The following is a 15288-nucleotide window of genomic DNA, read 5'->3' on the forward strand; positions in this document are numbered from 1 at the left end:
GGCCGGCCGGGAACCGGCCGGGGCGCGCGCCGGTGTGTTCCCTGCCGGTCAGCGCCGGAACGTCGGGACCGGGCGGCCCGGGCGACGGCGGCGCACGGTCCCGCGGTGGCCGCGGCCCCGGCCGCGGGGCGCTCCCTCGCGTCCGTCCAGCTGGATCCAGATCCGTACCTCGGTCCCGCCGAGCACCGACGAGCCGATGCGGACGTCCCCGCCGGTGGCCTCCGCGAGGCGGCGCACGATGTCCAGACCGAGTCCGGTGGAGCCGTCGCTGCCGGAGCCCCGGCCGCGGGCCATCGCCGCCTCGGGGTCGGGTATGCCGGGGCCCGCGTCGGAGACGAGCACGATCACCGCGTCCTCGCCGTTGTGCACGTCGACCGCGAAGGCGGTGCCTTCGGCGGTGTGCCGGAACACGTTGCCGAGCAGGGCGTCGAGGGCGGCGGCCAGCTCGGCGCGGGCCACGGGGATGCGTACGGGGGTGTCGGCGCCGGCCACCCGCCACTTGCGGCCCTCGTCCTCGGCGAGCGCCGACCAGAACACCATCCGCTCGCGGACGACTTCGGCGGCGTCGCAGCCGGCGCCGGGGCCGGCGGCGGCCGTCCGCGGTTTGGCGTCCCGCGCGGTGCGGATGATGGTGTCGACCTCGCGTTCCAGCTGTTCCACCGCCGCGCGGGTCTGGTCGGCGGCCGGCCCCTCTCCCAGGGAGGCGGCGTTGAGCCGCAGCACGGTCAACGGGGTACGCAGCCGGTGGGACAGGTCGGCGGCCAGTTCCCGCTCGTTGGCGAGGAGTTGCACGACCTGGTCGGCCATGGAGTTGAACGCCACCGCCGCCAGCCGCAGTTCGGTGGGCCCCTTCTCGGGCACCCGCGCGCCCAGCTTGCCCTCCCCCAGTTCGTGCGCGCCCTCGACCAGGCGCTGCGCGGGCCGCACCATCCGTACGCCCAGCCGGTCGGCGACCGCGACCGAGCCGAGGATCAGGGCGGCGCCGACCGCCGCGAGGACCGCCCAGGCCGTACCCACCCCGTTGGTGACCTCGGCCTCGGGGACGTACACCTCGACCACGGCGATCTCGCCGCTGCTGAGCGCGACCGGCTGGAGCAGCGCGGAGCCGCCGGACACCTGGGAGGTGGAGACGCGCCCCAGGTTCCGTACCGCCTCGATGTCCTCGGCGGCGGCGCGCCGGCGGCCGATGTCGAGGGGCTTGTCGCCGTCCGCGGCGGGGATGTGCACGGCCATCCCCGCGTCGGCCCCGCCGGAGCCCGCGGCGGCGACGACGCGTTCGAGCTGGTCGCGGTCGGTGGTGATGGACAGCGCGGGGGCGACCGCGGCGGCTTCCCGTTCGGCGTTGGAGAAGGCCCGGTCGCGGGCCATCTCGCGGATGACCAGGCCGAGCGGCACCGCGAAGGCGACCACGACCATCGCGGTCACCGCCACGGACACCTTCACCAGGGCCCACCTCATCGCGGCTGCTCCGCTCCGGGGACCCGGTCGGCGGGCGGCTCCAGTTTCACGCCGACGCCCCGCAGGGTGTGCAGATAGCGCGGCCGGGCGGCCGTCTCCCCCAGTTTCCGGCGCAGCCAGGACAGATGGACGTCGATGGTCTGGTCGTCGCCGTACGACTGCTGCCACACCTCGGCGAGGAGTTCCTTGCGGGCGACGACGACTCCGGGCCGCCCGGCGAGGAAGGCGAGGAGGTCGAACTCGCGCCGGGTCAGGTCGAGCCGTACGCCGTCGAGTTCGGCCTGGCGGCGCAGCGGGTCGACGGTCAGTCCGCCGACCCGGATCACCGGGGAGGGCGCGGCCTCCCCCGCGAGGGAACGCGCCCGGCGCAGGACGGCCGCCATGCGTGCCGAGAGGTGTTCCACCGAGAAGGGCTTGGTCAGGTAGTCGTCCGCGCCGGCGTTCAACAGCCGTACGATCTCCGCCTCGTCGTCCCGCGCGGTGGCGATGATCACCGGTACGTCCGTGATGCCGCGCAGCATCTTCAGCGCCTCGGAACCGTCGAGGTCGGGCAGTCCGAGGTCCAGGATGACGACGTCGAACCGGAAGTGGGCGACCTCGCGCAGCGCCTCCAGCGCCGTCCCCACGCTGCGCACGGTGTGCGCGGCGTCGGTCAACTGCCGGATGAGCGCCGAGCGTACGAACTGGTCGTCCTCGACCACGAGAACACTTGCCATGGGCGGCACCGTACGCCATGCCGGGCGGGCCGGTGCCGGCCTGTGGACGACTCCGGATCCCGGAGGGAGGGCGACACTCCTGGGGCGGGTGAGGCAGTATGGCCGGCGATGCGCAGAGGACTCGTACACCTGCTGGCCTGGCTGCTCGCCACGGGCGCGGCGGTCACGTTGTCGTGGTGGGGTGTGCACACCGTGATGGAGGGCACCGCCTACGACCCTCCGCGCGCGCTGCCCGTGACGGCCGGGGACGCGACGACGCGGGAGTCGAAGCCGGTGTCGTCCTCGACCCGGCGCCCGTCCGGCGAGGAGGCGTCGGGGAACGCCGAGGACGACAAGGACGCCGAGGACGCCGGGGGCTCGAAGGACAAGGGCGACGGCGAGGGCGCGAAGGACGCCGACGCGCAGGCCCCCGAGTCGTCGCAGGAACCCGGCGGGACGTCCGCCGCACCCGGCACCGACCCGGAACCGGCCGATCCCGCACCGGCCGGCGGCGACCCCGCCCCGGCCGCCTCCGGCGAGGTCAAGGCCTACGACACCGCCGGCGGCCGGGCGGTCTTCGACCTCGGCGGGACGTCCGCGTCACTGGTGTCGGCGACGCCCGGGGCGGGCTGGTCGATGCAGGTGTGGAAGACGGAGTCGTGGATCCGGGTGGAGTTCACCGCGGGCACGGACCGGGTGTCGGTCTTCTGCACCTGGCACGACGGCCCGCCGCGCGTGGAGATCGGCACCTACTGATCGGCGCCCGCCGAGCCACGCCTGCCGAGCCACGCCTGCCGATCCGCACCTGCCGAGCTCAGCGGAACACCGACGCCGGTGGCGCCGGTGAGGCGACCGCCGCCAGGTCGGTGACCGGGGTGGCGCCGCCGGTGAAGTCCCCGAGTTCCGGGCCGTGCTGGACGCGGCCGGGGTGCGGATCGCAGGCGGCGCGGCGGGTCAGTTCGGCGACCGGGAGGGGCGCGTCGGAGGCGACCAGCACGGCGTTGCCGAAGCGCTTGCCGCGCAGGACCGCCGGGTCGGCGATCAGCGCGAGTTCGGCGAACCGGGCGGCGGCGGTGGCGATCTGGCCGCGCAGATGGGCCAGCGGCGGCCCGTCGGCGAGGTTGGCGGCGTAGACCCCGCCGGGGGCGAGGACCCTGCGGACGTCGTCCAGGAACTCGGTCGAGGTCAGGTGGGCGGGGGTACGGGCGCCGCTGAACACGTCGGCGACGACGAGGCCGGCCCATCCGTCCGCCACCTTCGCGAGCCCTTCCCGGGCGTCCACCGAGCGCACCCTGATCCGCGATCTGGGGTCCAGCGGCAGCTCCCGGCGGACCAGTTGCACCAGCTTCGCGTCCCGCTCGACGACCTGCTGGGTGGACCGGGGCCGGGTGGCGGCGACGTACCGGGCGAGGGTGAACGCGCCGCCGCCGAGATGCACGGCCTGCAGCGGCCGGCCGGCCGGCGCCACGGTGTCGATGACGTGTCCGAGCCGCCGCTGGTACGCGAAGGAGAGGTACCCGGGGTCGTCCAGGTCGACATGCGACTGCGGGGCGTCGTCGATCAGCAGCGTCCACGCCCTCGGCCGTTCCCGGTCGGGGACGAGCCGGGCGGTCCCCCCGTCGACGCTCTCGACGACGGTGCCGGCGGCGGCCTGCCCGCGCCCGGAGTTCCTGGACCTTCCCATGGGGCCATTGTCCCCCGACCGGCACCGGCACCCGCCCCGGCCTCCGCGGGCCCTCTCGCACCGGCCCTCACCGGCAGCTGTCCGCCGCGTCGATCAGCCGCTGCGCCTCGCCCAGCGCCTCCCGCAGGGCCGCGGGGTCGGTGGCGAGGTCGGCGTTCTCGGGCGGCAGCAGCCAGTCCGAGCCCTCCACCGGCGGCTCGGGGACGGGCGCCCCGGGGGCCGGGGCCGGCTGCGGCCCGTGGCCGTCGGCCCGTGTGCAGGTGCTGCCCGGCACGTCCCACTCCGCGGCCGTCCCCGGCGGCACCAGGAACCCGAGCGTGCACCCTCCGTCGTCGTGCAGGACGGGGCCCACCGCGTCGCCCGACGCTTGGCGCCGGAGGATGTCGACCGCCTCCAGGCCCTGGCGGGCCGGAACCGTCACCACGTCGCAGCGGCCCGGCGGCCCGCCGCGCTGCGTCGGGGGTTCACCGCTTCGGCCGGTCACCATCCCGGTCTCCACATTCCGTCCTCCACATCTCCACCTCCACCACACACTGCCGGGTTCAACGCGTCGGACGGCCAAGGGCTACGGCGAAACCCAATAGCACAGAATGGCAGTTCATGGCGGATCACGGACGAGATATCCGCTTTGCGGCCAAACTTTGCGTGGTGACCCGGTCACAGCAGGTACGTTCTTGCCCGCCGGTACCAGGACGGCGCCCGCGCGGCACATGGACGCACCATGACGAACCGCGAGGAACCGCCCTGCCGTCCGGCATGGTTCGACGGTTCGCAGAGAGGACCCGGCCATGGCGTCGTCAACGGTGCCCTCGTCCCAGCCCGACCGGCCGCTGCGGCCGAACCTCGTCTTCCGGCAACTGCGCGGACCGCGCTCGCCGGCCGAGTTCGCCGCGTCGGTCCGCCGGGCCGCTCGCGAGATCGGCGAGCGGGTCAGCTGTGACGCGCGGTACGTGCACCGGGTGGAGGCAGGCGAGATCCGCTGCCCCAACTACGCCTATGAGCGGGTGTTCCTGCACATGTTCCCCGGCCGGACGCTGACCGACCTGGGCTTCGCGCCCCGTTCCTCGGTCCGCGGACGCCGGGCGCGGGACGACGGGGACACTCCCCCGCCGCCCGTCGGGGACCCGGCGCTCGTCACGGGTGAGACCGGCGGGGCCCCTGAGCCGTATGAAACGCAGAACCCGCACCACCCGTACCACCCGCACCACAACTACGAGGAGAGCGACGTGCTGCGTCGCGCATTCATGACCGGCGGTGGCGCCACGGTGGCCACCGCCTCACTGGGCCCGATCGCCCTCGCCCCGGAGGCCTCGGCGGCACAGCGTGCCGTGCGCCGTCCGGGCGCGAGCGACGCCGGAGCCCTGGAAGACGCCGTCCGCCGCATCCGGCTGCTCGACGACCGGCACGGGGCCGACGGTCTCTACCGGCGGGCCGCCGCACCGCTGCGCGCCGCCTACGCCCTGCTCGACGCCGGCGCGGTCCGGCAGCGGACGGCGGACCGGCTGTACGCGGGCGCCGGTGAACTCGCCATCTCGGTGGGCTGGCTGGCGCACGACTCGGGCCGCTTCGACGACGCCCGCTCGCACTACGCGGAGGCGCTGGCGACCGCGCGGGTGACGGGGGACCCCGGGCTCGAGGCGCACGCCTTCTGCAACACGGCGTTCCTCGCCCGCGACGCGGGCCGGCCGCGGGAGGCGGTGCGGGCGGCGCAGGCCGCGCAACGGGCCGCGCGCCCGCTCGGCTCGCCCCAGCTGATGTCGCTGCTGGCGCTGCGCGAGGCGGGCGGCTGGGCCGGGCTCGCCGACCGGGCGGGCTGCGAGCAGGCGCTGGCCCGCGCGCAGGCCTACTTCGACCGCGGGCCCACGCCGGCCGACCCCGAGTGGATGACCTTCTACGGGGAGGCCGAACTGGAGGGCCTGGTGGCACAGTGCTGGTCCACCCTCGGCGACTGGCCGCGGGCGGCCCGGCACGCGCGGCGGGCGGCGGAGCTCCAGAACCCGCACTTCACCCGCAACATCGCGCTGTACACGGCGGAGCTGGCGGACGACCTGGCGCGCGGCGGACTCCCGGACGAGGCGGCCGCGGCCGGGATGCGGGTACTGGACCTGCTGCCGGAGGTCCAGTCGTCCCGGGTCCGGACGATACTGGCGGGCACCGCCCGCGTCCTGCTCCCGCACCGCCGCGCCTCGGGCGTCTCGGCCTTCCTGGACCGCCACGCCTCACTCCCCCGCGCGGTGTGACCGGGCTCGGCGCGAAGCGGCCGTCCCCGCGCGGAGCGGCCGGCAGGGGCGGCAGGCATCCCGGAGCTCCGGGTCAGCCCGCCAGGTGTCCCAGGTCGTTCCAGCTCTCGACGGCCGGTTCCCCGTACGCCCAGCCCAGGACCGACAGGGAGGTCGGGTTGAGGCGGATGCGGGCCGCGAAGTCGAGCGGCAGCCCCAGCCAGCGGGCACCGATGGAGCGCAGGATGTGCCCGTGGGCGAAGACCAGGACGTCCCGGTCGGCGGAGCGCGCCCAGGCCACCACCTCGTCCGCGCGGGCCGTCACCTCGGCGAGGCTCTCCCCCTCGGGGACACCGTCCCGCCAGATCAGCCAGCCGGGGCGGCCCTCCTGTATCTCCGCGGGGGTCAGGCCCTCGTAGGCACCGTAGTGCCACTCCATGAGGGTGTCCCAGGGCTGCGCGCGCTCGCCGAACCCGGCGAGTTCGCAGGTCTCGCGCGCGCGGGAGAGCGGACTGGTGCGCACCTCGACGTCCGGTACCCCGTCGTACGGCGGGCGGTGCAGGCGCTCCCCGAGCAGCTTGGCACCCCGCCGGCCCTCGTCCAGCAGCGGCACGTCGGTCCTGCCGGTGTGTTTGCCGGACAGCGACCACGCGGTCTGTCCGTGCCGGGCCAGCAGCATGCGCGGTGCCATGGGAGACCTTCCGGGAGAAAACGCAGGCGGAACCCCTCCATCATCGCGCACCCTGGTTGCGGGCAACCCGGTGGGCGATCGCAGCGTCTATCAGGGCCGGAGCGCCTCGGCGGGGGCGCGTGCACGCCGTAGAGTGGCCGACCACCATGTGAGCGCCGCACAGGGACGAGGAGGAGGGCGATCGGATGCCGCACACCGAGACACCGGGTACCGAAGGGGCCCCGGCGACCCGGCTGCGCTGGTGGACCGAGCTGCCGCTGATCCTTCTCGTGTACGCCTGCTACTCGGCGGGGCGGGTGTTCGTCCGGGGCGATGTCACCGACGCCGTGGACCACGGTCTGGCGATCCTGCGCACCGAGCAGGCGCTGGGTCTCAACGCCGAGCACCCGCTGAACCGGCTCTTCACGCGCGAGCCGTGGCTCGGGATTCCGGCCGACTTCTGGTACGCGTCGCTGCACTACCTGGTGACGCCCGCACTCCTGATCTGGCTGTTCCGCTCCCGCGCGGTGCACTTCCGGGCCGCCCGCACCTGGCTGATGGCGTCGACGTTCATCGGGCTGATCGGCTTCACCCTGCTGCCCACCTGCCCGCCCCGGCTGCTCGACGCGAGCCACGGCTTCGTCGACACGATGGCCCAGTACAGCTCGTACGGCTGGTGGGCCGGCGAGGCCAGCGCCCCCAGGGGCCTGGGCGGTCTGACCAACCAGTACGCGGCGATGCCGAGCCTGCACGTGGGCTGGGCCCTGTGGTGCGGCGTGATCCTGTGGCGGCACGGCGGTACGCGGTGGGCGAGGACGGCCGGCGTCGTCTACCCGCTGGTGACGCTCGTTGTGGTGATGGGCACCGCCAACCACTACTTCCTCGACGCGGTCGCGGGTGCCGCCGTGATGGGCGCCGGACTTCTGCTCACGCCGGTCGTGCTGCGGAACGCGGACCGGGCGAAGGCCGGCGTACTGCCGCGTCTCGCACCGCGGTTCGCGTCGCGTCTCGCACCGCGGTTCGCGTCGCGTCTCGCACCGCGGTTCGCGTCGCGTCTCGCACCGCGGTTCGCGTCGCGTCTCGCCCCACGGTCCGCACCGCGTTCCGCACCGGACGAGGTGGCCTCGCCCGTCCCGGGTTCCCCGATTGTCAGTGCAGGATGCCAGACTTCCGCGGGTGAGCAATTTCCACGGCAGCGGCAGCGGCAGCTCGAGCCACGGTTCGCCTCCGGAACCGAGCCGGGTACCTCCCCTCCAGCCCGGGGAGAAGGCGACCGGACAGCTGCGGCACCGGCTCGCTGAGCTGCGCGGTCCGGGCGTACGGGCCAAGGCCCTGGACGCGCGCGCCCTGGCCGCCCTGGCCGCCAACCCGGGCTGCGAGCGGCGCGCGATCCTCGACGGCGCGGGGGTGGACAAGGCCACGCTCGCGGGCGCGTTGGGCTCCCCGTCGGTCTTCGGCCAGTCCCAGTTCGCGTTCGTCCGGGGCAACGCGTTCGAGGCCAAGGTCAAGGCGGACGGCGGTACGGAGCTGCTGCGGCTGGTCCACGAGAAGCTGGACCGCTCCGCCGAACCGCCCGCCGCCGCGCGCGTCCCGGACCTGTCCGCGGCGGGCCACGAGGGGCGTCGGGCGCGTACGGAGCTGGCGCTGGGCGAGGCCGTCCGGGCGCCGGGCGAGTGGACGCTGCTCGACCACCCGCTGCTCGCGCTGGACGTCGCGGGCTCCCCGGCGTTCCTGGAACCGGACGCGGTGGTGGTGCACCCGGACGGCAGTTGGACGGTCGTGGAGATCAAGTCCTTCCCCCTCCTCGACGGTTCGGCCGACCCGGCGAAGGTCGGCGCGGCCGCCCGGCAGGCGGCGGTGTACGTGCTCGCGCTGGAGGAGGTCGCCGCCCGCCTGGCCACCGCCCCGGACACGGCCGCTCCCCGCGTGCGGCACCGGATTCTGCTGGTGTGCCCCAAGGACTTCTCCAACCTGCCGACCGCGTCCGCCGTGGACGTGCGCAAGCAGCGCGCGGTGACCGCCCGTCAGCTCGCCCGGCTCACCAGGATCGAGAACATCGCGGACGCGCTCCCCGAGGGCACCTGCTTCGCCCCCGAGCTGCCCCGCGACCGGCTGGCGGCGTCGGTGGAGTCCGTCCCGGCGAGTTACGCGCCGGAGTGCCTGTCCGCGTGCGAGCTGGCCTTCCACTGCCGGGACCGCTCCCGCGCGCAGGACGCGGTGACCGCTCTGGGCCGCCCGGTGCGCGCCGAGTTGGGCGGTCTGACGACGGTCGAGGACGTCCTGGCGGCGTCCCGCGGCGAGCTCGGTGATCCCGACGATCCGACGGTCGCCGCCCTGCGCAGGGCGGCGACCCTGCGCGCGGAGGCCCTCGCCGGCGCGGCGGGATCCGTCCGTGCGTCCGTCCGTGCGGAGGTGGCCCCTTGTCGCTGATCGCCACCCTCGCCCGCCTCGAGGCCGTCAGCACCGGCCGCGCCCGGCCCGCCGCCACCGTCCGGCACCGGCATCTGTCCGAGCGGCCCCTGGTGTTCGTGCCGCTGACCACCGCCGGTGAGGCGGGCGCCCCGCTCGGCGCGCTGGTGGGCACCGACCGGGACGCGCCCCGGCTGCTGGTCGTACCGCAACCGCGCGACCGCGACCTCAGGTTCGCGTTCCTGGCCGAACTGGCCGACGTGGTCCTGCCCTACATCGACAGCTGCGCCGAGGCCGTGGAGGCCGCGGAGCGCAGCGAGACCGACCCGGAAACCGGCAAGCGGGTCAAGGTCGAGGTCGAACTGTGCGCGGACGCACCGCAGCTGATCGTGCCGAGCCGGGCCGGTGTCGACCTCGTACGGCTCCTCGGCCGTTCCACCCGGTTTCGGCGCACGGCGGAGCAGGACCCGGAGGCGCCCTTCCCGGCGCCGCCCCGGGTGCCGTTGCTCGGGCGGTGGCTGACGCACTTCGGGGAGCGGGCCCGGGTGCCCGGGTCGTCGCTGCTGCCGGCCATGACCGACCTGCTGGGCCGGCACTGGGCGACCGGGCAGTCCACCCTGGAGGACCAGCATCTGGGGGCGCTGCTCGCGTGGATCGACCCGCCCGCGGGGCGCTCGGGCGCCGAGGCCGCGCAGGAGGCGGAGCTGGCGCGGGACGCCGACGGGCAGTTGCGGTGCCCGCCCGCGGGCCCGGCGACCGACCCGGCGTTCGACAACAAGCTGCTCGCCCCGGCGATCGAGCGGTACGACCGGGCCCGTACGGCGCTCGCCGCCGCGCAGGACGGCCTGGAGGCCGACGAGCGGCTCGGCGCGCTGACGGCGGCGGAGCGGGAGATCCGCGAGCTGGTGGAGAGCCGTACGCGGCCCACCTGGGACGCGGTGTGGCGGGGCCTGGACCTGCTGCGGGCGCTGCCCCGGGGCGCGCGGGTCGAGGAGCGGTGGACGCGCGACCGCTGGTCGTTCACCGGTCACCGGGACCGGGTACTGGCCGGTGAGCCGCCCCAGCCGCGCCGCGACGACGCGGTGACCGCGGCCAACAAGCTCGCCACGCGCGAACGGGAACAGGCCCGGCTGGAAGCGCAGGAGGCCCTCGACGACCCGCTGGTGATGGCGGGCCGGCGGCTGTCCGGGGAGGCGTTCGCGGGCGAGGTCACCGATGTCGTCATGGCGTACAGCGAGAGCAGGCGGCCGAGCCCCCGCCCGCTGGTCACCGTCCGCACGGACGACCGCCCGCACCTGGGCGAGCGGGCCCGCGTGTACCGCTCCCTGAGCGGAAAGCCGCAGACGGCCGAGTTCGTCGCCGCGGAGGAGGACGGGTCCCTGCTCATCCTGCGGATCATGGACAAGATGGGCCGCGGCAAGGAGCCGGAGGCGGGCTCGGTGCCGGAGAAGGGCGACCACGTCCTCTTCACGCTGTTCGAGCACGAGCCGCGCGGCGGGGCGAAGCTGCCCGACCCGGAGGAGACCCCGTGGACGCACGGCGGCCCGCCCGGTGCGGAGGCCGGTGTGCGGGAGCCCGCCGACCCGGTGACCGAGGAGGACGTGCTGTGACCCACTCGCCCACCGAGACCGTGTTCGACGCCGGCGCGGCCGCCACCCGTGCCACCGACGCGATCCTGCGCGACACCCTGCACGGCACCGCGCGCGGCGTGGTCGTCGATTCCCCGCCCGGCGCCGGCAAGTCCACGCTCGTGGTCCGCGCGGCGCTGGAACTGGCCGACGCGGGCCGTCCGTTGATGGTGGTGGCGCAGACCAACGCCCAGGTGGACGACCTGGTGCTGCGGCTCGCCGAGAAGAACCCCGGGCTGCCGGTCGGCCGGCTGCACAGCAGTGACACCGACCCGTACGACAAGGCGCTGGACGGGCTGGACAACGTCCGCAAGTCGGCGAAGGCGGCCGACCTCGCCGGGCTCGACGTGGTCATCTCGACGGCCGCCAAGTGGGCGCACGTCAAGGGCGTCGAGCCGTGGGCGCACGCGATCGTCGACGAGGCGTACCAGATGCGCTCGGACGCGCTGCTCGCCGTGGCCGGGCTGTTCGAGCGGGCGCTGTTCGTGGGCGATCCGGGACAGTTGGACCCGTTCTCGATCGTGGGCAGCGAGCAGTGGGCGGGGCTGTCGTACGACCCGTCCGCGTCCGCCGTGACCACGCTGCTCGCGCACAATCCCGAACTGCCGCAGCACCGCCTGCCGGTGTCGTGGCGGCTGCCCGCCTCGGCGGCGCCCCTGGTGTCGGACGCCTTCTACCCGTACACGCCGTTCCGCAGCGGCACCGGCCACGGCGACCGGCGGCTCTCGCTCGGGGTGCCGTCGGACGGTTCGGGGCCCGACCGGGTGATCGACGAGGCCGCCGAGTCGGGCTGGGGGCTGCTGGAGCTGCCCGCCCGGCACACCCCGCGCACGGACCCGGAGGCGGTGCGGGCGGTGGCGCTGGTCGTGCGCCGGCTGCTGGACCGGGAGGGTGCGTCGGTCTCGGAGCGGTCCGAGGACGCGGTGCCGCTCACCGCCGACCGGATCGCCGTGGGCACCGCGCACCGCGACCAGGCGGCGGCGGTACGGGCGGCGCTGGCCGAGCTGGGGGCGGCGGACGTCACCGTGGACACGGCGAACCGGCTCCAGGGGCGTGAGTTCGACGTCACGGTGGTGCTGCACCCGTTGTCCGGCCGCCCCGACGCCACCGCCTTCCACCTGGAGACGGGCCGGCTGTGCGTGCTGGCCTCCCGGCACCGGCACGCCTGCATCGTGGTGTGCCGGGCGGGCGTCGGCGAGCTGCTGGACGCGTACCCGTCGACGGAACCGGTCCAGCTGGGCACCCTCGTGAAGTTCCCGGACGGCTGGGAGGCCAACCACGCCGTCCTGGCCCACCTCGCACGACACCGAGTGGCCCGGCACCCCTGACCACCACCCCACCACCCGTCCGGCCCACGACCGGCACACCACCCCGGCCCGCCGGACGAAGTCCGGCACACCGCCGGAGGCGGCCAACGAACACAGCCCGGACGGCTGGGAGGCCAACCACGCCGTCCTGGCCCACCTCGCACGACACCGAGTGGCCCGGCACCCCTGACCACCACCCCACCACCCGTCCGGCCCACGACCGGCACACCGCCGGGTCGTGCGGCGGCCCTGGCCCCACTGGCCCCGAGGCCCTCTTGCGGGGCGCGCGAGAATGGAAGGTGGCCCGCTCCTCCCGGCGGGTAGAAGCGCCACTACGCACGTATGCACAAGGACGAAGGAGAAGACATGGCGGAGCCCACGCCGCACCGGGACGAACCGCGGCTACGCCCCGCGCCCCTGCTGTTCGAGCCCACGGCAGCGGCCGCCGACCCGGAGCACTTCTTCGACCTGGAGTCGATCGACGATCCGCGCGTGCTGCTGGAGCGGGCGACGGAGCTGACGCTCGCGTTCCGTGCGGCGGCGGACCGGGCGATGGAGTTCCAGGCGATGGCGGCGGCCCAGCTGGCCGACCCCCGGCGCTTCGACCGGCTGACGACCGCCGACATCGCCGAGCGGGCCGAGTGGACCGAGGACTACGCGAAGAAGATGGTCGAGTTCGGCCGGGACCTGCTGCGCGGGGGCGAGGGCCGGGACTCCGTCGGCCCCGCGTGAGGCACCACGCCCCCTGGCCACCCCCACCGGGCGCCGGATTCACCCGGCCGAACAGGCATGGCATATGCCAGGCGGGCACGATACTCCCCTCCCCGCCTCCCTGTCCCCGGTTCCCGCAACCCTGGGGAGCCGTCCCCTCACCACCGGTAGACAGACGGCATGAGCAGTACACGCAATGTCTCCGACCTCAGCGGCGTCACGGGTGCCAGGGGTGTCACAGATGTCACCCCGGACGGTGCCGCCTGGCTCGCCTCCGCAGGAACGTATCCGCGCAGCGCTCTCTCCTTCTGGGAGGAGCGGCCGGACGCACCGGTCGTACTGCCCTGCGGCTCCGTCTTCGACGTGGTGAGCACGCCCTCGACCTTCGGGCGCCGGATGCTGGACCGGATGTGGGAAGAGGGGCCGGGCTCCGGCCCGGTCGCCGGGTTCCGCGGCCGGATGCTGCTGTTCGCGGCGCCCGGCACCGCCCAGCGGCTCCCCGCGCTGCTGGAGTGGGAGGAGTGGGACGCACGCGGCAGGGACCCCGGGGAGGCCGGCCGTACGGGCGGGGTCCCGCCGCTGCTGTGCCACGGCACCGGGGACGCGGTGACCGTCCCGGCCCCGGCTCCCGGCGTCGGCCAGGCCCGCTCCGGCTCGCGCTGGCTGGTGGCCCCGGACACACGTCACCCCTGGCTGCCGGGCCCGGAGGCGCTGCTCTGGGCGGCCGTACGGGCGGCCCGCGCGGCCGTGCGGATATCGATTTTTCCTCCCGCCGACCAGGGTGCTAATGTCTACGACGTCAGCAGGCGCCGCTAGCTCAGTTGGTTAGAGCAGCTGACTCTTAATCAGCGGGTCCGGGGTTCGAGTCCCTGGCGGCGCACGACACGGAAAGGCCTCTTGCTACGGCAGGGGGCCTTTTACGCGTCCGCGCCGATCTGCACCGTCCAGGCCCCCGAGGCCGTACGTCCCTCCACCTCCACCCGTACGCCCTCCCCCGGCACCGTGAAGCTCTCGCCGAGGGCGACCGGGGCGTCCGCGAGGGCCGGGTGGACCGAGTCCCCCCAGCAGGCCTCCGTGTGCGGGTGGGCGTCGATCACCTGGATCGGGCCGTCCCCGGACCGGGTCGTGCCGCGCACCCGGTAGACCAGCACCCCCGACCGGCAGGCGTCCGCGTCGTCGCCGAGGGGCCCCCGCGCCTCGAAGGCGAGCACGGCGTCCGGACCGGTGCGCACCACCGCGAGCTTGGTGCCCCGGCCCACCCCGAAGGCCGGCGCCCCGGCGGCACCCGTCGCCGGCACCCCGGGCCCCACCGCCAGCGGTTCCAGCGTCAGCCGTACCGGCCCCGGGCCCTGTACGCACCGCACCTGCCGGGGCTCCAGCCAGCCCAGCTTCCATTTGTGCCAGCCGAACAGGTCGGGGGCGAGGGCGAACTGGCTGCCCATCAGGTCCCAGTCGCCGACGTGGGTGTCCCAGTCGCCCTTGCCGTCCACGGGCCGGTGGTAGAGGTCGGGGAGGTCGAAGACATGGCCGGTCTCGTGGGCGAGGACCAGCCGGTCCGGGGGATGCTCCTCGAACACGGTGACGACCCGGCGGATGTCGGTGCCGTCCGCCCGCAGCGGGGTGTCCAGGTTGACGACCTTCGTGGCGTCGGAGTCCACACCGGGGGCGTCCGGGTCGGCGACGAAGTAGACGACGTCGTACCGCGAGAAGTCGACCCGCGGGTCGGCCGCGGCGAGCGCGTCGCTCAGATAGGCGGACCGGTGCCGTGTGGTCCAGTCGCGCCGTATGGCGTACGCGGTGGACGGACGGGGCATACCGATCCAGTCGCGCAGGGCGTGCGGGCGCAGGGAGAATCTGCCGTAGGAGGCCCGGTGGAAGAACTCGCTGGTGGCCGGGAAGTGGTCGGCGGTCAGCTCCTCGGGGGTGGTCAGGGGGTGCGAGTCCGGGAAGGACAGGAAGACCATGACCGCGTTCAGCCGGCCGGCCGGGCGGGGGTAGGCGGTGTTCCAGGTGTCGAGGCCCTCCGAGTGGTGCGCGTCGGTGCGGGTCAGGGCGCACGGCACCGCGGAGAACGGCCCGGCGTCGGAGGGGGCGCCCACCATGGAGGTCGCGGCGAGCGCCGACATGGTGGTGCACACGGCCGCCGTGCTGCGCAGCCGGGGGCGCGCCGGCGGACCGCCGCACCACGGCCCCGGCCGGAACCCCGGCCGGTCCGGCCCCCGCAACCCCGTCCTCGGCCGCCCCCTCACCCCCAGACGCGCCCCCAGACGGCCCAACCCCCTCAGAGCCTCACGGCCGAGTCCTCTCAGGGGGAGCTGACGCGGCACGGAGACCTCCGGGAGACGGTTCACGGGACACCGCACCCAGCCTGTGGGGGTTTGCAGTCATACGCCCTGTTTATCTGCACCGGACGGGTGAGGGGACGCGGAATTTGTTCACGGACGACACCCCGAACCACTCACGGAACGTCACAACCGGTCGGAGGCCTGAAGAAGTCACCCACCTCC

General features: G+C 74.8%; 14 protein-coding genes and 1 tRNA gene. 9 read left to right on the plus strand and 6 right to left on the minus strand.

All coding sequences use genetic code 11. The annotated features are described in order from the left end of the window. Positions 1 to 48: 48 nt before the first annotated feature. Entirely contained in the window at positions 49 to 1458 is a 1410-nt protein-coding gene (locus ACFWVE_RS29245; RefSeq protein ID WP_384020279.1) for a sensor histidine kinase, read from the minus strand. Beyond that, positions 1455 to 2174, minus strand: coding sequence for a response regulator transcription factor (locus ACFWVE_RS29250; RefSeq protein ID WP_384020282.1), 720 nt, complete (start codon positions 2172 to 2174; stop codon positions 1455 to 1457). Before ACFWVE_RS29250 ends, ACFWVE_RS29245 begins: the two co-directional genes overlap by 4 nt. Before the next feature lie 108 nt (positions 2175 to 2282). On the opposite strand from ACFWVE_RS29250, the gene ACFWVE_RS29255 reads away from it, so the two are divergent. Next, positions 2283 to 2909, plus strand: coding sequence for a hypothetical protein (locus tag ACFWVE_RS29255; RefSeq protein ID WP_384020285.1), 627 nt, complete (start codon positions 2283 to 2285; stop codon positions 2907 to 2909). A gap of 58 nt (positions 2910 to 2967) precedes the next feature. On the opposite strand, the gene ACFWVE_RS29260 is transcribed toward ACFWVE_RS29255, so the two are convergent. Both ACFWVE_RS29260 and ACFWVE_RS29265 read right to left on the minus strand, forming a co-directional pair. Further along, positions 2968 to 3837 (minus strand): spermidine synthase, encoded by an 870-nt coding sequence (locus ACFWVE_RS29260; RefSeq protein ID WP_384020287.1) that lies wholly within the window; start codon positions 3835 to 3837, stop codon positions 2968 to 2970. 67 nt (positions 3838 to 3904) lie between these two features. Beyond that, positions 3905 to 4324 (minus strand): hypothetical protein, encoded by a 420-nt coding sequence (locus ACFWVE_RS29265; protein WP_384020290.1) that lies wholly within the window; start codon positions 4322 to 4324, stop codon positions 3905 to 3907. A gap of 301 nt (positions 4325 to 4625) precedes the next feature. On the opposite strand from ACFWVE_RS29265, the gene ACFWVE_RS29270 reads away from it, so the two are divergent. Beyond that, on the plus strand, positions 4626 to 6077 hold the full coding sequence (locus tag ACFWVE_RS29270; protein WP_384020293.1) for a hypothetical protein: 1452 nt from the start codon (positions 4626 to 4628) through the stop codon (positions 6075 to 6077). Between the two features lie 73 nt (positions 6078 to 6150). On the opposite strand, the gene ACFWVE_RS29275 is transcribed toward ACFWVE_RS29270, so the two are convergent. Further along, positions 6151 to 6747 carry a histidine phosphatase family protein gene (locus ACFWVE_RS29275; RefSeq protein ID WP_384020296.1) on the minus strand — a complete coding sequence of 199 codons (597 nt, stop codon included), beginning with the start codon at positions 6745 to 6747 and terminating at the stop codon, positions 6151 to 6153. A gap of 185 nt (positions 6748 to 6932) precedes the next feature. Here ACFWVE_RS29275 and ACFWVE_RS29280 point away from each other — a divergent pair, with 185 nt between their 5' ends. The 7 genes from ACFWVE_RS29280 (at position 6933) to ACFWVE_RS29310 (ending at position 13661) form a co-directional block, all read left to right on the plus strand. Then, the gene (locus ACFWVE_RS29280; RefSeq protein WP_384020300.1) at positions 6933 to 8027 is read left to right on the plus strand and encodes a phosphatase PAP2 family protein; all 1095 of its coding nucleotides are present in this window, start codon (positions 6933 to 6935) and stop codon (positions 8025 to 8027) included. Further along, entirely contained in the window at positions 8008 to 9156 is a 1149-nt protein-coding gene (locus ACFWVE_RS29285) for a hypothetical protein (protein ID WP_384020348.1), read from the plus strand. Before ACFWVE_RS29280 ends, ACFWVE_RS29285 begins: the two co-directional genes overlap by 20 nt. Then, on the plus strand, positions 9147 to 10745 hold the full coding sequence (locus tag ACFWVE_RS29290; protein WP_384020303.1) for a hypothetical protein: 1599 nt from the start codon (positions 9147 to 9149) through the stop codon (positions 10743 to 10745). The genes ACFWVE_RS29285 and ACFWVE_RS29290 overlap by 10 nt, the downstream gene beginning before the upstream one ends. Further along, on the plus strand, positions 10742 to 12091 hold the full coding sequence (locus ACFWVE_RS29295; protein ID WP_384020306.1) for an AAA domain-containing protein: 1350 nt from the start codon (positions 10742 to 10744) through the stop codon (positions 12089 to 12091). The genes ACFWVE_RS29290 and ACFWVE_RS29295 overlap by 4 nt, the downstream gene beginning before the upstream one ends. 345 nt (positions 12092 to 12436) lie before the next feature. Further along, on the plus strand, positions 12437 to 12802 hold the full coding sequence (locus ACFWVE_RS29300; RefSeq protein ID WP_384020310.1) for a hypothetical protein: 366 nt from the start codon (positions 12437 to 12439) through the stop codon (positions 12800 to 12802). 159 nt (positions 12803 to 12961) lie between these two features. Then, positions 12962 to 13597, plus strand: coding sequence for a bifunctional DNA primase/polymerase (locus tag ACFWVE_RS29305; protein WP_384020313.1), 636 nt, complete (start codon positions 12962 to 12964; stop codon positions 13595 to 13597). After that, a tRNA-Lys gene (locus ACFWVE_RS29310) sits at positions 13588 to 13661 on the plus strand. The genes ACFWVE_RS29305 and ACFWVE_RS29310 overlap by 10 nt, the downstream gene beginning before the upstream one ends. A 37-nt stretch (positions 13662 to 13698) precedes the next feature. On the opposite strand, the gene ACFWVE_RS29315 is transcribed toward ACFWVE_RS29310, so the two are convergent. After that, a complete protein-coding gene (locus tag ACFWVE_RS29315) occupies positions 13699 to 15108 on the minus strand; it encodes a M6 family metalloprotease domain-containing protein (protein ID WP_384020351.1) in 1410 nt (469 codons plus the stop codon). Positions 15109 to 15288 lie beyond the last annotated feature (180 nt).

Origin of the sequence: Streptomyces sp. NPDC058632 (genome assembly GCF_042717095.1) — a bacterium.
GTDB lineage: Bacteria > Actinomycetota > Actinomycetes > Streptomycetales > Streptomycetaceae > Streptomyces.